21 protein-coding genes are annotated in these 19,768 nt (G+C 45.5%); 8 read left to right on the top strand and 13 right to left on the bottom strand.

Annotation, left to right across the window (positions count from 1 at the left end):
• Positions 1-92 precede the first annotated feature (92 nt).
• Both QUB56_RS11860 and QUB56_RS11855 read left to right on the top strand, forming a co-directional pair.
• Positions 93-281: a hypothetical protein gene (locus tag QUB56_RS11860; protein WP_332955348.1), complete on the top strand. Its 189-nt coding sequence runs from the start codon at positions 93-95 to the stop codon at positions 279-281.
• Positions 282-337: 56 nt separating this feature from the next.
• Positions 338-529, top strand: coding sequence for a hypothetical protein (locus QUB56_RS11855; protein WP_332955347.1), 192 nt, complete (start codon positions 338-340; stop codon positions 527-529).
• A gap of 2 nt (positions 530-531) precedes the next feature.
• On the opposite strand, the gene QUB56_RS11850 is transcribed toward QUB56_RS11855, so the two are convergent.
• From QUB56_RS11850 to QUB56_RS11835, 4 genes are all read right to left on the bottom strand, one after another.
• Positions 532-1,242, bottom strand: coding sequence for a class I SAM-dependent methyltransferase (locus tag QUB56_RS11850; RefSeq protein ID WP_332955346.1), 711 nt, complete (start codon positions 1,240-1,242; stop codon positions 532-534).
• A 131-nt stretch (positions 1,243-1,373) separates the two neighbouring features.
• On the bottom strand, positions 1,374-1,580 hold the full coding sequence (locus QUB56_RS11845) for a type II toxin-antitoxin system HicB family antitoxin (RefSeq protein WP_332955345.1): 207 nt from the start codon (positions 1,578-1,580) through the stop codon (positions 1,374-1,376).
• Positions 1,580-1,783, bottom strand: a complete 204-nt coding sequence (locus QUB56_RS11840; protein WP_332955344.1) for a DUF6887 family protein — start codon at positions 1,781-1,783, stop codon at positions 1,580-1,582. Before QUB56_RS11840 ends, QUB56_RS11845 begins: the two co-directional genes overlap by 1 nt.
• 121 nt (positions 1,784-1,904) lie before the next feature.
• Complete coding sequence (locus QUB56_RS11835; protein WP_332955343.1) at positions 1,905-2,171, bottom strand: helix-turn-helix transcriptional regulator; 267 nt, start codon at positions 2,169-2,171, stop codon at positions 1,905-1,907.
• A 133-nt stretch (positions 2,172-2,304) separates the two neighbouring features.
• On the opposite strand from QUB56_RS11835, the gene QUB56_RS11830 reads away from it, so the two are divergent.
• On the top strand, positions 2,305-2,502 hold the full coding sequence (locus QUB56_RS11830) for a hypothetical protein (protein WP_293352268.1): 198 nt from the start codon (positions 2,305-2,307) through the stop codon (positions 2,500-2,502).
• 97 nt (positions 2,503-2,599) lie between these two features.
• On the opposite strand, the gene QUB56_RS11825 is transcribed toward QUB56_RS11830, so the two are convergent.
• The 4 genes from QUB56_RS11825 to QUB56_RS11810 all read right to left on the bottom strand — a co-directional run bounded on the left by QUB56_RS11825 (position 2,600) and on the right by QUB56_RS11810 (position 8,284).
• A complete protein-coding gene (locus tag QUB56_RS11825; RefSeq protein ID WP_332955342.1) occupies positions 2,600-2,842 on the bottom strand; it encodes a hypothetical protein in 243 nt (80 codons plus the stop codon).
• A complete protein-coding gene (locus QUB56_RS11820) occupies positions 2,818-3,465 on the bottom strand; it encodes a Uma2 family endonuclease (protein WP_332955341.1) in 648 nt (215 codons plus the stop codon). The genes QUB56_RS11825 and QUB56_RS11820 overlap by 25 nt, the downstream gene beginning before the upstream one ends.
• 83 nt (positions 3,466-3,548) lie before the next feature.
• Positions 3,549-4,124 (bottom strand): Uma2 family endonuclease, encoded by a 576-nt coding sequence (locus tag QUB56_RS11815; protein WP_332955340.1) that lies wholly within the window; start codon positions 4,122-4,124, stop codon positions 3,549-3,551.
• A 164-nt stretch (positions 4,125-4,288) separates the two neighbouring features.
• Positions 4,289-8,284: a magnesium chelatase subunit H gene (locus QUB56_RS11810; protein ID WP_332955339.1), complete on the bottom strand. Its 3,996-nt coding sequence runs from the start codon at positions 8,282-8,284 to the stop codon at positions 4,289-4,291.
• A gap of 532 nt (positions 8,285-8,816) precedes the next feature.
• On the opposite strand from QUB56_RS11810, the gene QUB56_RS11805 reads away from it, so the two are divergent.
• Together QUB56_RS11805 and QUB56_RS11800 are read left to right on the top strand one after the other, a co-directional pair.
• The gene (locus QUB56_RS11805) at positions 8,817-9,806 is read left to right on the top strand and encodes a calcium-binding protein (protein WP_332955338.1); all 990 of its coding nucleotides are present in this window, start codon (positions 8,817-8,819) and stop codon (positions 9,804-9,806) included.
• Between the two features lie 400 nt (positions 9,807-10,206).
• Positions 10,207-11,226 (top strand): calcium-binding protein, encoded by a 1,020-nt coding sequence (locus QUB56_RS11800; protein ID WP_332955337.1) that lies wholly within the window; start codon positions 10,207-10,209, stop codon positions 11,224-11,226.
• Between the two features lie 82 nt (positions 11,227-11,308).
• On the opposite strand, the gene QUB56_RS11795 is transcribed toward QUB56_RS11800, so the two are convergent.
• The 3 genes from QUB56_RS11795 to QUB56_RS11785 all read right to left on the bottom strand — a co-directional run bounded on the left by QUB56_RS11795 (position 11,309) and on the right by QUB56_RS11785 (position 12,604).
• Positions 11,309-11,731, bottom strand: a complete 423-nt coding sequence (locus tag QUB56_RS11795) for a Uma2 family endonuclease (RefSeq protein ID WP_332955352.1) — start codon at positions 11,729-11,731, stop codon at positions 11,309-11,311.
• 128 nt (positions 11,732-11,859) lie between these two features.
• Positions 11,860-12,048 (bottom strand): hypothetical protein, encoded by a 189-nt coding sequence (locus tag QUB56_RS11790; RefSeq protein WP_332955336.1) that lies wholly within the window; start codon positions 12,046-12,048, stop codon positions 11,860-11,862.
• A gap of 79 nt (positions 12,049-12,127) precedes the next feature.
• On the bottom strand, positions 12,128-12,604 hold the full coding sequence (locus QUB56_RS11785; protein ID WP_332955335.1) for an ankyrin repeat domain-containing protein: 477 nt from the start codon (positions 12,602-12,604) through the stop codon (positions 12,128-12,130).
• A gap of 36 nt (positions 12,605-12,640) precedes the next feature.
• On the opposite strand from QUB56_RS11785, the gene QUB56_RS11780 reads away from it, so the two are divergent.
• Entirely contained in the window at positions 12,641-13,951 is a 1,311-nt protein-coding gene (locus QUB56_RS11780; protein WP_332955333.1) for a lipid-A-disaccharide synthase, read from the top strand.
• Between the two features lie 142 nt (positions 13,952-14,093).
• Here the strand turns inward: QUB56_RS11780 and QUB56_RS11775 are convergent, their stop codons facing one another.
• On the bottom strand, positions 14,094-14,264 hold the full coding sequence (locus tag QUB56_RS11775) for a YqaE/Pmp3 family membrane protein (protein WP_332955332.1): 171 nt from the start codon (positions 14,262-14,264) through the stop codon (positions 14,094-14,096).
• Between the two features lie 39 nt (positions 14,265-14,303).
• Positions 14,304-15,248, bottom strand: a complete 945-nt coding sequence (locus QUB56_RS11770) for a fused MFS/spermidine synthase (RefSeq protein ID WP_332955331.1) — start codon at positions 15,246-15,248, stop codon at positions 14,304-14,306.
• Between the two features lie 610 nt (positions 15,249-15,858).
• On the opposite strand from QUB56_RS11770, the gene QUB56_RS11765 reads away from it, so the two are divergent.
• Complete coding sequence (locus tag QUB56_RS11765; protein ID WP_332955330.1) at positions 15,859-16,929, top strand: ATP-binding protein; 1,071 nt, start codon at positions 15,859-15,861, stop codon at positions 16,927-16,929.
• A gap of 79 nt (positions 16,930-17,008) precedes the next feature.
• Complete coding sequence (gene priA, locus QUB56_RS11760) at positions 17,009-19,570, top strand: primosomal protein N' (protein ID WP_332955329.1); 2,562 nt, start codon at positions 17,009-17,011, stop codon at positions 19,568-19,570.
• Positions 19,571-19,768 lie beyond the last annotated feature (198 nt).

The raw sequence follows: 19,768 nt of genomic DNA, 5'->3' as shown, positions 1-19,768 counted from the left end.
TTCTTTCTTGATAGTTGACCTTCATAAAATATCCCTTATTTTTCTGGCATTGTAGCACTTATTTGGCAAAATGGTATAACTTAAGACACCCTATGTTGACTATTGAACAGATAGAAAATGCGATTCTGCAACTTCCGCCGAACCAGATAGGAGAGTTGTTAGAGTGGTTTCTAAATTTGGATTACAAACGATGGGATGTCCAGCTAGAGAAAGATATTGCTGAGGGTAAACTGGATGCTTTAGCAGCAGAAGCGATCGCAGATTTTGAGAGAGGTATATAACAAACTACCTGCAAATTGCAATTAATGCTGGTCGTGGTGGAGACTATGACACTGCATTGCTAAACTTTGAAAGAGCCATCCAAGCCTTAAGAAGTAATCCAGTAGATCCCAGACAAGCTAAGTTCATCAAAAGAGAACTAGATAGGGGATATAAAGCAGCGTGGAATGCAAAAGAAGCCATGAAAAGGGGAGATATTAACGCTGCTTATTGGACGTGGGTGACTATTAGTGGATGGAAGAAGAAGTAAAATTAGTTGTTATTGGATAAGTGAGAAGATTTTCTAGCAACTATTCTGATATGTTGGTAGTTCACAAACCATTTGCCATTTTCAGATAGTTGAGAACGAACTTTCTTTTGAACCTCTTCAAAATAATCATTTATATGATTAAACTTTTCAGTATTGAATGGTATCTGTTCAAGCCACCTACAAATATCTACTCCATTGTGTAAGTCTAACTTTTTTGGAAAAATCTTATTAACAATTACTGTAAATCCTTGATTTATCAGCAAATTGCAATATTCTTCTTGAGTCGGTAAGTACCAAGGAAAATCCTCATTAATATCAAAAGAATAATTGTGAGAAATCATAACTTCTTGAAGAGCTAATATAATTTCTTTAGCAGTACCGTGTCCATAAAATTCTGCAACAAACCGTCCGCCAGGTCTAAGTGCCTTCCAAACAGAAGATATCACTTGTTTGCGAGCTTGTTCGGGAGTTTTTATATGATGAATTACAAGATTTGAGAACACAGCATCGAATTCTTGGTTAAAATCTAAATCGGTGGCATTTCTTCTTTCAAATTGGAAATTATTACAAGAATCTTCACGAGAATCACAGATATCAATACCAACTACTCGAGCAGCACTATCAGCAATCTGTGTCGTTATTATCCCATCTCCACAGCCCAGATCAAGAATATGTTCATTCTCTTTGGGATTCAAAAGTTCCACTAAACTCATATCTTTAATCCGTTCCCTATTAATTTTCCGTGAATATATACTTAACTTTTTCTGACTTAGGGATAAGGCAGACCCTACCCCTATTCAAATAAGAAGCTGAACTATTCTATCCCTTCTTAGTCGGGCATTATTTATGCGAACATCAATCTACCTTTAGGTTGAGGGACAGATCTCCCTATTTCCTGAGCAGTCTCAATCCACTCCTGCATAATCATTTCTACATTTTGCAATGCTTCTTGATAAGTTTCCCCATCAGCAGCACATCCTGGTAATTCAGGAACTTCGGCAATAAAAGCCTCATCTTCCTGACTCCAGTAAATAATTACTTCATACTTCATTAATTAGCAGAGTTTAAGTTCATCCGAATTGCTGATATAATTTTATCTTCCCAAGCTGGATCGTCAAGTTTTATACTAACTTTGTGAGGACGAGAATGCCGCCGATCCATATAGGCATAAAAAGCTTCGCGATCGTCTCGATGAGTGAGAATATATCGCTTTAGTTCCCGATCGCTCATTGCAGCATAATTGACATTACTCATGGCTCAATACTCCCATCTATTTATAATATAGTATCAAGGGCGATCGCTCTGCGAAAATACTCCTCTTTCGTTCGATCGAAGGCAAATCGAGGGGCGATCGTATCCTATTTTTCTCACACCCTCACTCAGGCGGACCAAAGCGATCGGGCAAGTCATCAAGAGTTAATCCGCGCGATCGCAAAAAATTTGCCAAAGCTTTGATCTGGGCAATTGTGAATGTCGGCACGTTATCTCCGGCTTCCCAGCGACTCACAGTCCGTACCGATGTCCCAATTTGCCGAGCAAATTCTTCTTGGGACATTCCTAACTCATCTCTGAGTTTTTTCAGCGGTGATTCGCCAGCTTCTTCTTGAGGTTGTCTTCGCTTAATCATTACAAAATGTGACATAGTGTCTAGACTGCTTGACAAAACAACTTTGTCCAGACACTATGTCTATATAGACAGCAAAAGGGCAGAGTACGGGAAATCAGCCCTGCCTTTCTAGTGTCTCATTTTGCCCGCAATCTATGGCAGAACTAGGATGAACTACAAACAACAACTTTACCCGTGGGTGATTTACCGCCACCTACCCAACCTGCAACGCCTGACTGTGGCGCGTTTTCGCCGCCGAAACGACGCCGAGGAACACTTGCGGATTATCAAAAGATTGCTGCCACAAGTGGAGTTTGCGATCGCCTTTGAGGTGAATTCGCAACAGCTAACAAATTGTGCAAGATAGTATAAGAGCGATCGAACTTTGAGAATAAAAGGGCGATCGCTTTTCTCACAATTTAAAATTGAGCTACAGCAGATTCCACCTTGATAAAGTACACCCGTCAAGCGATCGATCGCTGTAGGGAAACGGCACTGCCGTGTCCGTGTCTGTGTTGAAACAGTATGTGCAAAGTCGGTATGTTTCTAAAGGATATCAAATTCGGTTGATAAACGGGATATTCGTAGGGAAACGGCATTGCCGTGTCCGTATCCATGCCCCTAGGAGACAGCAGTGCCTTTTCCCTACAGTAGCTGATTCTGTAAGTACGCGCGTGCGAAGCTATCCCGCAGGGAATCGCACCCATTCCCGAAACTCTCTAATTCTCGCATTCTCTCCCTTTTCTGAGTCTAGGTGCATAAACTGTGCGAGTTCTTTGACAGGAAACGAGCCAAATGCCAAACTGGTTTCCGACTCGACATAATCCGTATCATTTAAAATATTAATTATTAGTTTCCCCTTCTTCCAAATCCAAACCTCCGGCACTTTAAGTTCCGCATAAACCGCCATTTTATTGATAGATGAGCTAGTCAAATCCATTTCCACAGCTAAGTCTGGCGGCGGGTCATTTTTGAGATCGATAGTTAACTTTCCTCGCATTAAAGCTTCATTTTGGATATAAAAACATTCATCAGCTTCCTTGCCAGCTTTTTTCGGTTCCGAACGCCAAGTAGATGATTTTAATCCGATAATCTCTAGTCCTAATTCTTCCGAAAGTGCTACAATTAGTCGTCCGAGAGTCCAGCTATAGGTTTCATGTTCTGGTAAAGGTACAATTAGTTCTAAAGTCCCCTGATAGTAAGTCATGCGCGGCGTTGAACGTTCCGCAAATATTTTTAACAAGTGTTCGTAGGTTTCCCAACTGATATCATGTAAAACCAGGTGAGAACCTGCAAGCTCTTCTTTACTGTACGCCAGGGTTTGAACCATTGCAAATACTCCACGAGAACTTTAACTCTATTGAACATTGGAGAGGTGCGATTCCCTGCGGGATAGCTTCGCACGCGCGTACTTTACCAAATCGACTCAAGATTCAAAATAAATCCGGGGAGAACATCTTCACCTGATACAGCGGCTGGAGATTCTAGCACTTCAACTTCTTGATTCGGACGGTAAATTTCTACTTGCCGCGACTTGCGATTAATTAACCAACCTAAAACAGCACCGTTATCTCGATATTCTTTCATCTTATCCTGAGTTTCTTTCAAACTATCGCTGGGAGACATTAACTCAACGACAAAATCAGGACAAATGGGGGGAAATTTCTTTTGTTGTTCAGGAGTTAGTGCATTCCAGCGTTCTAATTTTACCCAAGAAGCGTCAGGAGAGCGATCGGCCCCATTGGGAAGTTTGAAACCGCCAGAGGAATCAAAAACTTTACCCAGTCTATTTTGCTGATTCCAAATCCAAATCTGTGCAGTTAATCCTGCATTGCTGCTGCTAGTTTCTCCTCCTGCTGGTGACATGATAATTAATTCTCCTTTAGCTGTGCGTTCCAATCTAATATTTTCATTCTCCTGACAGAGTTGAAAAAACTGATCGTCTGTTAGCTTAATAATTGGATTGAGGTTGAGGGTGAGGGTAGTCATAGCGGTATTTTATCGTGGCTAAACGACCTTTATTAACGATGGTAACATATCAAGTCAGTCTTGAGGGCGATCGCTTCCTACTCATCAAAACCCTCTCAAAAATATAAGGACACAGCATTGCTGTGTCCCTACAGATTAAAGGCGATCGTCCGAAATTCGGAGGTTTATTCTACTCCCTCAATCCGGTCTTCCACCTCCTGATAAAGTTCACGCAAGCGATCCAAATTACTCTCCGAAGTCTCCCAATAACCCCGGCCATTCACCTCAAGCAAAGTGCTGACAATCTTGCGGAACGAATGAGGATTTAAGTTAAGCAAACGCTTCTGCATCTCCTCATCTTTGATAAACGTAGTGTTGACATCCTCATACACCCAATTATCCACCGCGCCCGCAGTCGCACTCCATCCAGTCGTATTCACCAGACGCTTAGAAATCTCCCGCACACCTTCATAGCCGTGCGACAACATCCCCTCGTACCACTTCGGATTCAGCAGCTTAGTCCGCGAATCTAAACGCACGGTTTCTGATAGCGTCCGCACCTGCGCGTTGGCTGTGGTTGTATCAGCAACAAAGGATGCGGGTTGCTTGCCGTCGCCCCGCAAACTGCCGATCAATTTAGTCGGATCGGAGTCGAAATAGTGCGACACGTCGGTTAGGGAAATTTCGGCAGAATCCAAGTTTTGGAAAGTCACTTCCGCAGTTTTCAAGGATGATTCAAAAATCTTCCTGTCTTGTTCCATTGTTCCGGGATTGTCGGAAGAAAAGGCGAAGGATTTGCGAGTTAAGTACATTTCCTGCAACTCGGCTTCGCTTTCCCAAGTGCTGTTTTCCACCGCCAAGTTGACGTTAGATGAATAGGAACCAGAGGCATTGGAAAATACCCTGGTTGCTGCTTGTCGCAGGTTGATTCCCATTTCTTCCGCTTGCTTCAGGGCGTGTTTGCGGACGAAGTTCATCTCTAAGGGTTCGTCGGCTTCCGCTGCCATTTTCACAGCTTTATCTAACAAATTCATTTGGTTGATGAACAAGTCGCGGAATACGCCGGAACAGTTAATTACTACGTCGATCCGAGGGCGTCCCAACTCTTCTAAAGAAAGCAATTCGAGTTTGTTGACCCGGCCCAATGCGTCGGGAACTGGCTTCACTCCCACCATCCACATTACTTGGGCGAGGGATTCACCGTAGGTCTTGATGTTGTCGGTTCCCCACAACACAACGGCGATCGTTTCTGGGTAATTTCCGCCGTTATCCACGCGCTGTCTTTCTAACAGCCGATCGACTACAACCTTAGCAGACTTAACCGCCCCCGTTGTAGGGATTGACTGCGGGTCTAAAGCGTGCATATTCTTGCCAGTCGGCAAAACATCCGGGTTGCGAATCGGATCGCCACCGGGGCCAGGCAGAACATACTCGCCTTCTAACGCGCGCAACAAAGCGCCCAATTCGTTGTCGGCACAAACTTGCTGCAAGCAGAATTCCAGATACTCAAACAGCGGTTTAATCGGTTCTGGATCGATTTTTTTGTAACCGGCGGCGTGCAAAGCTTCAAGCCAAGGTGTTTTCTTGCCCATGTTGAAGAAATTCAACTTAGAAACAAGGGAAACTCTGCCCTCAGCGTCGGTTTGTTCCTTCACCAAAGCGCCAACGGCATCCCGACAGGCCAAGGTGATGTTTTGCAGCAATTCGACATCAGTTAAAATGCCTTTGTCGCTGTTAGTGTAAATTTCGCCGATATCGCGTCCGAGACTGTTAGCAATAATCCGCGGCAAGCTTATCAGCCCGTCTTCTTCGCGGTCTAAATTGGCGATATTTACCAAAGTTGCGATCGCCTCTTCCGCAGTCGGCGGCTTACCGATAACGTGCAAACCGCAAGGTAACAACCGCGACTCAATCTCCATCAACTTGCGGTAAACCAAGCCAACTAAATTGTCGCGTTCCTCGGCAGTCATTCCCGCAGCCACCCCTCTTTCTTGTTCCGGAGGTAGGGCGATATCCTTGTCCAAATTCACCAAACGGCATTTTTCGACGATCGCATCAACAATCGGCACACCGCGCCCAGTCTCTTTCAAAGTTTGATAAGAAGCAATTAACTCGCTGAGTTCTTGCAAACCTTTGTACAAACCAGCATTTTCAGCCGGAGGAGTCAGATAGCTGATTGTTTCAGCATAACTGCGGCGCTTGGCAATTGTTGCCTCGCTGGGATTGTTGGCGGCGTAATAATAGAGGTTAGGAATTTTGCCGATCAAACTGTCGGGATAACATTCCCCAGACATTCCCATCTGCTTACCGGGCATGAATTCTAGCGAACCGTGAGTGCCAAAGTGCAGCACCGCATCCGCACCCCAAATGCGCTCCAAATATGTATAGTAAGCAGCAAAACCGTGGTGCGGGCTGGCAGAACGAGAGAATAACAACCGCATCGGATCGCCTTCGTATCCAAAAGTAGGTTGCACTCCGATAAACACATTGCCGAAATGTTTGCCGAAAATCAGCAAATTTTGTCCGTCGCTGTTCAAATGTCCCGGAGGCGGACCCCAATTTTCTTGCAAGCGTTCCGAGTAAGGAGTGAATTCTTCGTATTCAGCTACCGACATCCGGTAAGCAACATTTAATTCCGGACTTTGGTATTGGGCTGTTGCGTCGTGGATGACTTCTTGCATCAGTTTTTCGGCGGAATCCGGCAGTTCTGGCAAGTCGTAACCGTTGCCTTTTAAGGCTTTCAATACTTGGTAAATAGAGCCGAAAACGTCCAAATAAGCGGCTGTTCCGACGTTGCCTTTGTCCGGCGGGAAGCTGAAAACTGTGATGGCAACTTTTTTATCTAATTTTGGTTTGCGGCGCAGCATTGCCCACTTCATGGCGCGCTGGGAAATTGCTTCGATCCGGTCTTGCAGGGCGATCGCCTTGCCAGTTGCGCCATCTCTTCCCGACAATATAATCGGTTCGATCGCGCCATCCAACTCGGGAATGGCAATTTGCAAAGCAACTTGAATCGGGTGCAAGCCTAAATCGCTATTTTCCCACTCTTCCGTTGTTTGGAAAACCAGCGGCAAAGCCACCATGTAAGGGCAGTTTAGCTTTTTCAAAGTCTCGATCGCCTTTGGGTGATCTTGTTTCGCCGGGCCGCCCACCAGCGCAAAACCAGTCAGAGAAACCACCGCATCAACTATCGGCAGCGGTGCAACACCTTTGGTCCCAACTTCCAAGAAAAAAGTTTCGACTGGTTTCGAGAAGTCCAAACCGCCGGCAAAAATCGGCACCACCCGCGCCCCCATTGCCTCCAATTCCTGCACCATTGCTACATAGTGCGCGTCATCTCCCGTGACTAAGTGAGTCCGCTGCAATACCAAGCCGATGCAAGGTGCGAGGGGATCTTTGAGATCAGCAGAAATATCTTTGCGGGCGTTGTACCAGGTGAGGTATCCTTTTACATCCTCAAACATCGACGGTGCCAAAGGATGCCAAATTCCCATATCCGGGTATACCACGGGCTCTTGAAAACTTAGCTGTTCCTGGCCTTTGAACACATATTTATGTGACAGCATCAGCAAGAAGTTTTCCAGGTTTTCTTGGGAACCGCCCAGCCAATACTGGAAACTCAGCATGAAGTTGCGCGCATCTTGGGCTTTGTCGATGGGCAAATATTTCAGCACTTTCGGCAAAGTTTGCAGCAGTTTCAGCATTCCGTCTTGGAAGGAACTCCCGGATTTTTCCTTCCGTTTTTTCATGAATTCGCCGATCGCACTTTTGCTTTGTCCCAACTGTGCCATCGAGAAACTGCCCATTTTATTGAGCCGCATCACCCCTGGCATCGACGGGAAGACGACGGCCACATCCAAGCTGTCGCGCAGCGGTTCCACCGCCGCTACCACTTTTTCTGCCAAATCTTCGATGAAAATTAGAGAAGCAATAAATACATTGGCATCCGCCACATCCCGCTTGAAGGCTTCGTAATTTTCCGGGCTGCGGAGTTCCTCGATCAGGTAGCCGCTGATTTCTATTGCCAAATTCGGATTTTTCTTGTTGATCGATCGAACCGCTGCCGACAGGGCGCTTTGATACTGCGGTTCTAGTACGACATAGACCACCTTCATGAGCGAGCGCCCCTGCAAGTTTTCCGGCACGACGTGGCGAATGGTGGGCTTGACGTGAGTGAACATCCGGTTAGGCTCCTTTAAGATGCTGTTTTCGCGAATCGGGAATTTTTTTATCCCATAAGCATTTTTACCAGAAAATGCTTGCCATTAGGCGATTTGAGCCTGCATATGACACAATTCGACAAATTTATGGCATTTTTTCGTTACATTTTTTTATAAATTCCTTGAGCAAATACTCCATCTTTTCTTTACAAAATTTTACTTGACAAAAAAATATTGTTGTGATATCAAAATTTGTTATATAAAAATAATTAAAAATTAACCAACCATTGAGAAAGAAATCCTGAAAAAAGAGCAAAGTTTTGTAGAATCGATCAAACTTGCGATCGAGCAATTAACTGATGGAAAAAAGGCATAATTTGTGAAAGCAGTATGTAGCCTTAGGATCATTGCTGACTTACCAAAATTGGTAGGTTGCCAGGAACTTAAAACGATTTTATAAAGTCTGTTGTGTCTAAGTTCCTGATTGGCGCTCTAGTTCAGGGAAAGCTAATTGCTATGGACTATCAAGCTCATTAAAACATTAGGGTAAAACATGGCTAACTACGCAATTTTTGACGAACAATACTACCTCGCCTCATATCCTTGGATCAAACCAGCCATTGATGCCGGAGTCATCAAATCCGGGAGAGAACATTTTGAAAAATTCGGGCGAGAGGCCGGTCTAACCAAAGTATCGCGTTATTTTGACGAAAATGCTTACCTTACTGTCAACACAGACCTCAGACCCTTTATCCGCACATTCAATCCAAACGGACCTTTTGCGACAGGTCTAGATCACTTTATCCAGTTCGGTTACGATGAAGGACAGCGCCGCAGCGCAGTATCGCCTGAGTACAGCGAAGATTTTTATTTAGCAAATAACTCAGAGTTGCGATCGTTTATCGGCCCCAATGCACCTTTCAAATCAGGCTACCAGCATTTCATTCAATTCGGGGCCAAAGAAGGCCGTTTTGGGACTTCATTTTTTGAACCTGAATACTTAAAAGAAAACCCCGACATTGTACCGTCTGTCAACTCGGGAGTCCTGAGAACTGGTCGGGAACACTACTTCAATTTCGGGAAAAACGAGCCAAACCGCAAGGCTACTTTTGTTGGTAGCCGCACCAACGATATTCTCACTGGTGTTGGTGTGGGGACTACCGAACTCATTGGAGTGGAAGTAGGTATCGATCCCAGGGGCAACCGGCAGTATGAAAGCTTTGGCACCAATGAGTTCGATGTCCTGATTGGCGGTCCGGGCTCTGATATATTCGTACTGGGAGTGGGTGCTACAGCCGGGAATACCGCCCCGACACCGCTGTATTTGGGTAACGGTCAAGCTACGATTCGCAACTTCAACATAGAAAACGATTTTATCCAACTGCAAGGAACTTCTTTAAGCAGTTACAACTTGGTTCCCGTTGGCAGCAATTTGTCCATCCAGACACGTGCCGGAGACGTGCTGGGCGTGATTGAAGGAGGAGCAAGCTTGGGTTTGATCTTCCAAGAAGCTAACAGTAACAGTACTTTCTTGATTGGATAGTCATTGGTCATTAGTCATTAGTCATTAGTCATCAGTCATTAGCTATAGCAATCCTAAATGATTCTACTCGTTACCAGGCTCTTCCTGGTAACGCAGATCCGGAGGAAGAGCCTCGATTGTAGCAGGCGAGGCAGAGCAAGAGTGACTTTGATTAAGAGGCGAAACGCCTGGAAGTTATTGAAACTGATGCGAGGATTGCTATAATACTGATGATTCATGACTTTTTTATATCAAGCAATTAACTGAGGCAAAAAGCTATAATTCGCGAAGGTAAAATTAAAAATAATGATAATGATGCTGCCACCAAAACTAATATTTTTCCCAAGCGTAAAACCATTTAATAAGGTCTGTATGGTCTATTTTGCCGATTATAGAGGAATAATAAAAATAGGAGACAAACATGGCGAACTACGAAATTTTTGACGAACAATACTACCTTTCACAATATCCCTGGGTGAAACCAGCCATTGATGCAGGCATCATCAAATCCGGGAGAGAACACTTTGAAAAATTTGGTCAAGCCGCCGGCCTCACAAAAATATCGCGGTATTTTGACGAAGATACTTACCTTGAGAGAAATCCAGACCTTAAACCCTTTGTCCGCACATTCAACCCAAATGCGCCGTTTGCGACCGGACTAGACCACTTTATCCAATACGGTTACGAAGAGGGTCGCACTCGCGTATCGCCTGAGTATGACGAAGATTTTTATTTAGCAAATAACCAAGACCTGCTACCATTTGTTCAGAACGGAACTTTCAAAAATGGCTACCAGCACTTCATCAAATTTGGAAATAAAGAGCGCAGATTTGCGACTTCTTTTGGGGAAAATTTATATTTATTCGAGAACCCCGACATCGCGCCTTTTGTCTACTCAGGAGCCTTGACAAGTGGTCGAGAACATTATTTCAAATTTGGGCAATTTGAGGGGCGCTCCGCTACTTTTGTCGGAAGCCCCGGCAATGATATCCTCACAGGTGTTGGTGTGGGTAATGTCAGATTAATTGGAGTTGGAGCAGGCTACGGGGTGAGTGGAAGTGACGGCAGCAACGAATTCGATACTCTGATTGGCGGTACCGGTCGCGATACATTCGTGCTCGGGGAAGTAATACTAAGCCCTAGACTGAGTGTTCTTGGTGTTAAAACTTTCTACATTGGGCCGGGTTTTGCTACTATTCGGAACTTTACCCAAGGTCAGGATACAATCGAACTCAGAGGGTCTTTCTTAGATGACTACATTCTGGTTCCCACTAACAATAATCGAGATTTAGCAATCCAAAGGAAGGGCTTGCCCTTCGCTCAAAATGGAGTTAGCCAAACCAGCCCCGGTGACACGATCGCTGTTATTGAAGGCGGCGGAAATCTCAAGTTGAATCAATTACCAGCACCTAGTTATTCGTCGATACTTTTACTTGGATAGAAATCTCGCAGCTATTGGGGATTTGCCTGATTGCTGATGTCGGTGCGATCGCACATTCTACAAAAAGGGCGATCGCACTTTGCTATTCCGGCAACTCACCAAAGCGATCGCGGTATCTAGCAAGCTGCTGTTGTATTTCCTCCGCTCTTTGTTCTGATTCCTCCGCTCTTTGTTCTGATTCCTCCGCTCTTTGCTGTGCTCGATCGGCAGTTTCTTCAGCCGTCAAATACCTGCTACCTCGTTCATCAAACCAGTACAAAACTTCCAACTGTCGTTCCCCATCACTGTACCGACCTCGACCAATTCCTAAGCCCACTTCCGGCATCCAGAAAGGTTCACCAATTTGCTGTTCGTACTCACCATTTACCAAACGATAAACTTCAAACGGTTGATGTTGGTCTCGCCGCCAGTAGTAGGGATTGTAAATCACATAGTACAGCACGCCCAACCGCGCATAAATATCAATTTTTTTATCGTATTCGCCGCCGTAAGTTTGAGAAACAATCTCTAGGGCAAAAATCGGGGGAATATTATTTTATTCCCACAGGACGTAACTGAGGCGCAAAGTATCGCCTTTGAACCTTTCTACGCCCAAACTCAAGAATCCGTCAGGAACGATTGGAACCAGATGACTCACTCCCGTCGTGTGATAAATTGCCATATCCACGCCAAAAAACCAGTTCGCTGCCGCCAGTGAAATTTGAGCAAGAATAAAAGTAAGTTGGGAAGAAAGTTTTGATTTTCGTCATCCACAGGAGTATCATCCGAAGAAGGAAGTTCGGCGCTAGTTGGCAAACGCATTTCTCGATCGAATAGTACCATGACAGGAAAATGGCAAATTTATTGATTAATTGTACCATCCAGAAACCGGGTTTTTCCAATCAACCCGGTTGCTAAGTCTTTAATGGCGATCGCGCGCTAGCTTCAAAACCTCAACCGCATCTTTGTGGCCCTCCGAAGAAGCCCAAACTAACGCAGTCCAAGTATTATTATCCTTAGCTTTGATATCAGCTCCTTTATCGATTAAAAATTCCACAACTTGAGTGCGCCCGCTGCCTGCCGCACTCATCAAAGCCGTCAAACCAAAATTAGTTTTAGCATTCACATCCGCTCCCGCCTCCAGCAAAAGCTGTACAATCTCGCTATGTCCGGCAGCAGCGGCACTCATTAACGGCGTCCACCCGTCATTATCCTGACTGTTTGCCTGGGCACCTGCAGCCAGCAATTTTTTGACGATCGCAGAATTGCCAGCCTCAGCCGCAGCCGTCAAAGCTGTCTCACCTTGCTCATTTTTGGCATTGATATCTGCACGCTGTTCGATCGCACTTTCTACAGCGGCAACATCACCCGTCTTGACGGCATCAATTAAATCTGTCATAAATTCTCCCTTGTATCCTCTCAAATATTAAATCCTATGACAGTCGATATTTTAATCCTCTCCAACGGCCCCGGAGAATTGGCAACTTGGGTGCGTCCCGCCGTGCAAGCTTTGCGCGAGAAATTGGGGAAGGCGGGGACTCAAGCCCGCATCTCTGTGGTGCTGTCCCCCTGTCCCCACGCCACCGGAAAAGAAGCACAAATCGCCCGTTCCTACCCTGAAGTGGACAGAGTGCAGGCGCCGGAGCATTTTTTTCCCTTCTTATTATCGGGCAAAACTGCTGAAAATTGGGATTGGTATGAAACAGGAGTTGTTTTGTTTTTAGGCGGCGATCAATTTTTTACGGTTGTTATTGGCAAAAGGCTAAAATATCGCACTGTTATTTATGCTGAATGGGACGCGCGCTGGTATCGCTGGATTGATAAGTTTGCGGCGATGAAACCTGAAGTTTTTGCTAAAGTTCCCCAAAAATATGCTAGTAAATTTGTAGTTGTCGGAGATTTGATTGCGGAAGTAGGCGATCGGAAATCGACTCATTTACCTCGTTCCCAGGCTCTGCCTGGAAACGCATATCCAGAGGCTCCGCCTCTTCCAAAAATAGAGTTAATTGGATTGTTGCCCGGTTCTAAAGCCGCCAAATTAGCTTTAGGTGTACCGTTATGTTTGTCGATCGCCCAATCGATCCATCGCATCCGCCCTCAAACTCGCTTTGTAATTCCCGTTGCTCCTACCTTAGATGTGCAAACTCTAGCAGGTTTTGCCGACCCGAAACAAAATCCTTGCCTGCATTTATTTGAGAACGGCAGCGCCGAACTTCATTTCACAGAACGGCCTTTTTTGCAGACAGCAAATAAGTTGCAAGTTGAACTTTGGACCCAGACGCCCGCCTACGATTTGCTATCAGAATGCAGCCTGTGTTTAACTACTGTGGGAGCGAATACTGCCGAATTGGGTTCGTTAGCTGTACCGATGATTGTTTTGATTCCGACTCAGCAATTGGATGCGATGAAAGCTTGGGACGGATTGCCGGGATTGTTGGCAAATTTGCCGTTAGTCGGTTCAGTTTTTGCTACGGCGATTAATTGGCTAATCTGGCAATTGGGAAAGGGTAAGCTTTATGCTTGGCCGAATATTTGGGCACGGGAGGAGATTGTGCCGGAGTTGATTGGGAAGCTGGAACCCGATGCTGTGGCTCTATTGGCGATCGACTATTTGAGCCATCCTGATAAATTAGCACAAATGGGCGATCGTTTGCGTGCGGTTCGAGGAGAATTGGGGGCGGCGAAAAAAATTGCTGAATTGGTTTGTGAAGAAATTGAGGTGCAATCTATTTCTGAGATGAATTAGATTTTTTTCTTTTTAACCGCAGATGAATGCAGATGAACGCGGATGAACGCAGATTTAATACTGATAAATTGGTGAAAACAGGCAAAAGAAATTTTATTTTCTCTGACCTGTTTATTATCCCAAAACTGGATTTGCCCTCAAGTTAAGGGCGATCGTGCTTAGCAATCACCCAAACAGCGTGAATGATGCCGGGAATAAAGCCCAAAAATGTCAGAACCAGGTTGATCCAAAAATCTGTGCCGAGGCCGACAGTCAAAAATACGCCCAGAGGGGGAAGAAAAATTGCAGCGACTATGCGAATTAAATTGCTCATCTCAGTTACTCCAAACGAGTTTTCTCTTTCAATTTAACTTCACTGACTGACAGAGCCTTTCCCGAAAAATTTAGGCGGTGCTGCCATAGTGTAAACTTCGGTTTCAGAGGCGATTACCTGCCGCAAGTGACCGGGAACTTGCATCAACCCCAACAGTGTAATCCCGTCCAGCATCCGCAACCCGCCAGTTGTTTTCTCGGCGAGTAATTTGTCAGTAGCTTCGGGTTCTGGCCGCGTATTTATTTCTTGAGTTGAAGCTATGGCAAAACCCCACGGAGCTCCGTAAGTAGAAATAAAGCTGGTACAGGATTGAACGTTGGGGAAAACCGATTTCAGGGTATTGACAATGCGAGCGTGCATTTTCATTTCGGCGGGAGAAACTGGCCCCGCTTGCACTACGAAATATCCGTTAGGCGACATTACGCCGCGAACTTTCTCAAAATACTCCTTGGTAAACAACTGGAAAGATGGACCTTCTTCTATGGGATCGGACAAGTCAGAAATGACAATATCCCAATCTTTGTCTGTTTTGTCTAAATAGTCCAAAGCGTCGCCGATTACGACTTCGCAGCGGGGGTCGTCAAAGGCGTTTTGGTGCATTTCTGGGAGGTGTTCGCGGCAAGCTTCTACTACTTCGCCGTCAATATCGATCATCACGACTTTTTCAACTGTTTTCCAGCGCAGCACTTCTCTAATTGTAGCTCCTTCTCCGCCGCCGAGAACTAGCACTTTTTTGGGGGAACCGTGACAAATCATGGCTGGGTGTACTAGGGGTTCGTGGTACAGAAACTCGTCGCCTGTACAAGATTGCCATTTGCCGTCCAAAACTAAGCCTTTGCCGTAGGTACCGGTCTGAACTACGTACATTTCTTGATAGGCTGTTTTTTTGTAAGCGAGCACGCCGATGATGCCGTGAACGTAAATATCCCAAGGGGTAATGTACTCGCTCATCCAAAAGTCTGCACGAACTTCGCTACCTGACATCAATTACTCTCCAAATATAAACTTCTGTGTCAATGTGGTCACAAGTAGTAGTTCTTAGCACAAAATGGTGCGGGTATGTAAGTACGATCGACACATTGGAGTGAGATTTTTCAGCAATGGTATAGTGTGATTGCGTTCTGGGAGAACCCAATTGGCTTGGTACTTGAGATTGCTTGCCCGATCGCGCGCCCAGTCGATCGTACTTTTCCCATCCCCCACCCTCACTCCGTCACCTTTAATATTTTCGCTTTGGATTGTCGGCGGGTTTTGTACTAATGTTGTCTGAATCGGGCAATTTTTCGCGCTGGGTCAGCCTTTATAAGTTTGCGATCGCCCTGCTTATTTATCAAAAATCGGATGAAAACCCCGCAAATGCGAGTGCGGGGAATAAAACTGGCGAGCGGTTTTAAACAGAGTTGTTATTAATATCTTGACATTTTGAATGTATATTAGATAAGATTTTTAAACAGACCAAAATAAAGCAAGTGTTTAATTTTTTGGACAAAATTGCCTAGGCGATGTGCGACGAGATTCTAACTAGGTAAAGAGTGCAACTAAATTTACTAATAAAACTGTTCTTACACTATTTTTAGGTGCAAAATAATAGCCGATGGAACCAACAGAGTGGGAAAACAGAATCAAAGAACTGGAAAAGGAAAATCGAAGCCTGCGGGAAAAACTCGAAACTTCGGAAACCAAACGCAGCGAATTAGAAGCGCTTAATCAAAAAAAGGAATATTTGCTAAAAAGTGTCACGGAGGAATTTAGAGATTCCGAAAATATTTTAAAAGCAAGAATGTCTACACTAGAAAAAGCTCTGGAAAACCAGCAAACAATGCAGCTCAAATTGATCGAAGCCGAAAAAATGTCGGCTTTGGGAATTTTGGTAGCTGGCATCGCCCACGAAATCAACAATCCCGTCAACTTCATCTACGGCAATATTACCTATGTCAATGACTACACTGCCGACCTTTTAAAATTGCTCGCAATGTATCAGGAGCGGTATCCCGAAACAGATGCAGAGATTGAAGATTTTATTGAAAGAATTGACCTCGACTTTCTCCGCGAAGATTTGTTAAAAACTCTTTCGTCAATGAAAGTTGGCTCCGATCGCATCCGCGAAATTGTGCTGACTTTACGCAACTTTGCGCGGGTAGATGAAGCCGAAAAGAAACCGGTTAACATTCACGAAGGAATTGACAGCACTTTGTTAATTTTGCAGAATTTAACTAATGAGAAACCAGGTTACCCTGCTATAAAAATTGTTAAAAATTATGGAAAGTTGCCCCATGTTGAATGTTATGCGGGGCAATTAAATCAGGTATTTATGAACATCATTAATAATGCTGTTGATGCCCTGCGGGAGCGAGACAAAAAGTGTGACCGAGGCGAGAGAGAAGCCAACCCCAGCCAGATGGAAATTACTACTTCTATTATTTCCGGAAATTGGGTAAGAATTAGCATCAAAGATAATGGTATAGGAATGAATGAAACTGTAAAAGGGAAAATTTTTAATCCGTTTTTCACGACCAAACCAGTCGGTCACGGGACGGGTTTGGGACTGTCAATTAGCTATCAAATTGTTGTGGACAAACACGGCGGGAGGTTGGACTGCATATCCGCAATTGGAGAAGGGACTGAATTGGTGATCGAGATTCCGATCGCCAATTCCCGCAGCTAAGATGGAGCGATCGAGCTAAACTGAGGGATAATGAAAACTCCCTTTGACCGCGGCTCCTCCTAGTTTGATGTGCAACCCTATGTCTACTGTTTCTTTTGGTTTGTCAACCCCTGTAGCGGCAGAGCCCGGGGCATCCTACCGCAGCAGCGAACCGCCACAGCGCCCCACAGTGCGGGCAGAGTGGATCGAGGTATTGGTGGACTCTCCTTTCAGGGGTGCGGGGGACTCCCCTGGGGAGGAAAACAAATTATTTACTTATCGTTTACCTGCGGAACTTACGGTGCAACCAGGGGATATTTTGAGTGTACCCTTTGGCAATCAACAGGTAGGGGCGATCGCGATTCGGTTCATTTCTCAACTGCCGCCCGACTTAGATCCCACAAGGGTTAAAGATGTCGAAGATGTGGTCAGTGCGGGTTTTTTCCCGCCTAATTACTGGGAATTGCTCGATCGCACTGCCACCTATTATTGCACACCTTTACTTCAAGTAATTAGAGCCTCGCTGCCGCCCGGTTTGTTAAGGCGTTCCGTGCGCCGAATTCGCTTAATTAAGGACGCAATTTCTCCGAATGCCGAAACATTTCTCAATCCCGCAGCCAATCAAATTTTGCAATTGCTGCAAGCTCAAAAAAACGGCGATTACACTTGGCAATACCTCCAGCGACAAGTCAAGGGAAGTTATCGGGGATTGCGAGATTTATTGAAACGCGGTTGGGTAGAAAGTTATGTAGAACCTCCCCATCCTCCCAAACCACAACTCAAACCTGCAGTGACATTAATTGCTAGTGCATTTGTCACAGATTTAACCAAGCGGCAACAAGAAGTATTGGAAGTTTTGCGCCAGCGTGGCGGTGAAATGTGGCTGAATGATTTACTGAGGATTTGCAGCGCGAGTTCTTCGGTTGTCAAAAAAATAGAAGAAAAAGGCTGTGTTGTTATCGATCAAAGGGAAGTGCTCAGGGGCGATCGCGGAATTGCTCAATTGCCCGATGCACCGAAGACTTTAACTCATTTTCAGGCTGAAGCCTTAGCGTTTATTAACTCTTTTTCGGGATTCCGTCAAGTGCTGCTGCACGGCGTTACAGGTTCCGGGAAAACCGAAGTGTATTTGCAGGCGATCGCCCCCATCTTAGCCAGCGGCAAATCCGCCCTCGTACTCGTTCCCGAAATCGGCCTCACACCTCAACTTACCGATCGGTTCCGAGCCCGTTTTGGCGAGCAAATTTGCGTGTACCACAGCGCCCTATCCGAGGGCGAACGTTACGATACATGGCGTCAGATGCTGGCTGGAACCCCGCAAATTGTCATCGGCACGCGATCGGCCATTTTTGCGCCTTTACCTAACCTCGGCTTAATTATCCTCGATGAAGAACACGACAGCAGCTTCAAACAAGATCAACCAGCCCCCTGCTACCACGCCCGCACCGTTGCTAAATGGCGCGCCGAATTAGAGAAGTGTCCGTTAATTTTAGGTTCCGCAACGCCAGCTTTAGAGACTTTTGTGGGGACGCGCCGAGATTATTACTCGTTACCAAATATCCATTATTTATCATTGCCCAGTCGCATTTATTCCCGCCCGATGCCGCCTGTAGAAATAGTGGATATGCGCCAAGAATTGCGGCAAGGAAACCGCTCTATTTTCAGCGCTTCCCTGCAAAACGCCCTGGAACAATTGCGAGCAAGACAACAGCAAGGTATTCTATTTATTCACAGAAGAGGACACAGTACCTTTGTCTCTTGTCGGAGTTGCGGCTATGTAATGGAATGCCCGAACTGCGATGTGTCGCTTTCTTATCACCACGTCGGCGAAGGAACCGCAGAAGTGTTGCGCTGTCACTACTGCAACCACACGGAACGACACCCCCAAAACTGCCCGGAATGCAGTTCTCCTTACTTCAAAAACTTTGGCAGCGGCACTCAGCGAGTCGAACAGGAATTAACGAGATTGTTTCCAGAATTGCGGGCAATTCGGTTTGACAGCGATACGACTAGAAATAAGGGCGATCACCGCAGATTGTTAACGCAATTTGCCAATGGGGAAGCTGACATTTTGTTGGGTACGCAAATGCTGACGAAAGGGTTAGATTTAGCTGGAGTCACATTGGTGGGAGTTGTGTCTGCTGACGGGTTGCTGAACTTATCGGATTATCGGGCCAGCGAACGAGCTTTTCAAACTTTAACTCAAGTCGCGGGCCGTGCGGGCAGAGGCGACGATCCGGGGCGCGTAATTATTCAAACTTACACTCCAGAACATCGGGTTATTCAAGCAGTTAGGCGGCACGAATATGCAGGTTTTGTGGAGACGGAATTGGCGGAAAGGGCCGCGCTGAATTATCCTCCTTCGGGGCGGCTGATTTTGTTGCGGTTGAGCAGTGTAGATGCGGCGGAAGTGGCGGTGGCTGCGGTACAATTGGCGTCGGTTTGTCAGGAGTATATTCAGCGATTGTCTGTACCGGGGTGTGAGTTGTTGGGGCCTGCACCTGCGGCGATTATGCGGGTGGCAAATCGCTATCGATGGCAGATTTTGCTGAAGTTGCCTTTGGATGAGTCGGTGGATTTGTCGGATTTGATCGGGTTGCGCGATCGCACGCCGCGTTCTGTTAGTCTAACTATTGATGTCGATCCGTTGAATTTTGGTTGATGAGCTGTGTAATCTTCGGGTGTGTCAGCTTCGACAATTGTATCAATAATCGAAAATCTCCAAGCTGACGCACCTTAAAAGCTTTTGAATCTTCGGGTGTGTCAGCTTCGACAATTTTGTAAATAATCGAAAATCTCCAAGCTGACGCACCTTACAATCTACAATCTACAAGCTACAATATTATCATCAACTTAAACT

The organism is Microcoleus sp. AR_TQ3_B6, from assembly GCF_036702785.1.
GTDB lineage: Bacteria > Cyanobacteriota > Cyanobacteriia > Cyanobacteriales > Microcoleaceae > Microcoleus.
Note: the sequence above shows the minus strand (reverse complement) of the source record. Positions and strands in the feature narration are given on the sequence as shown.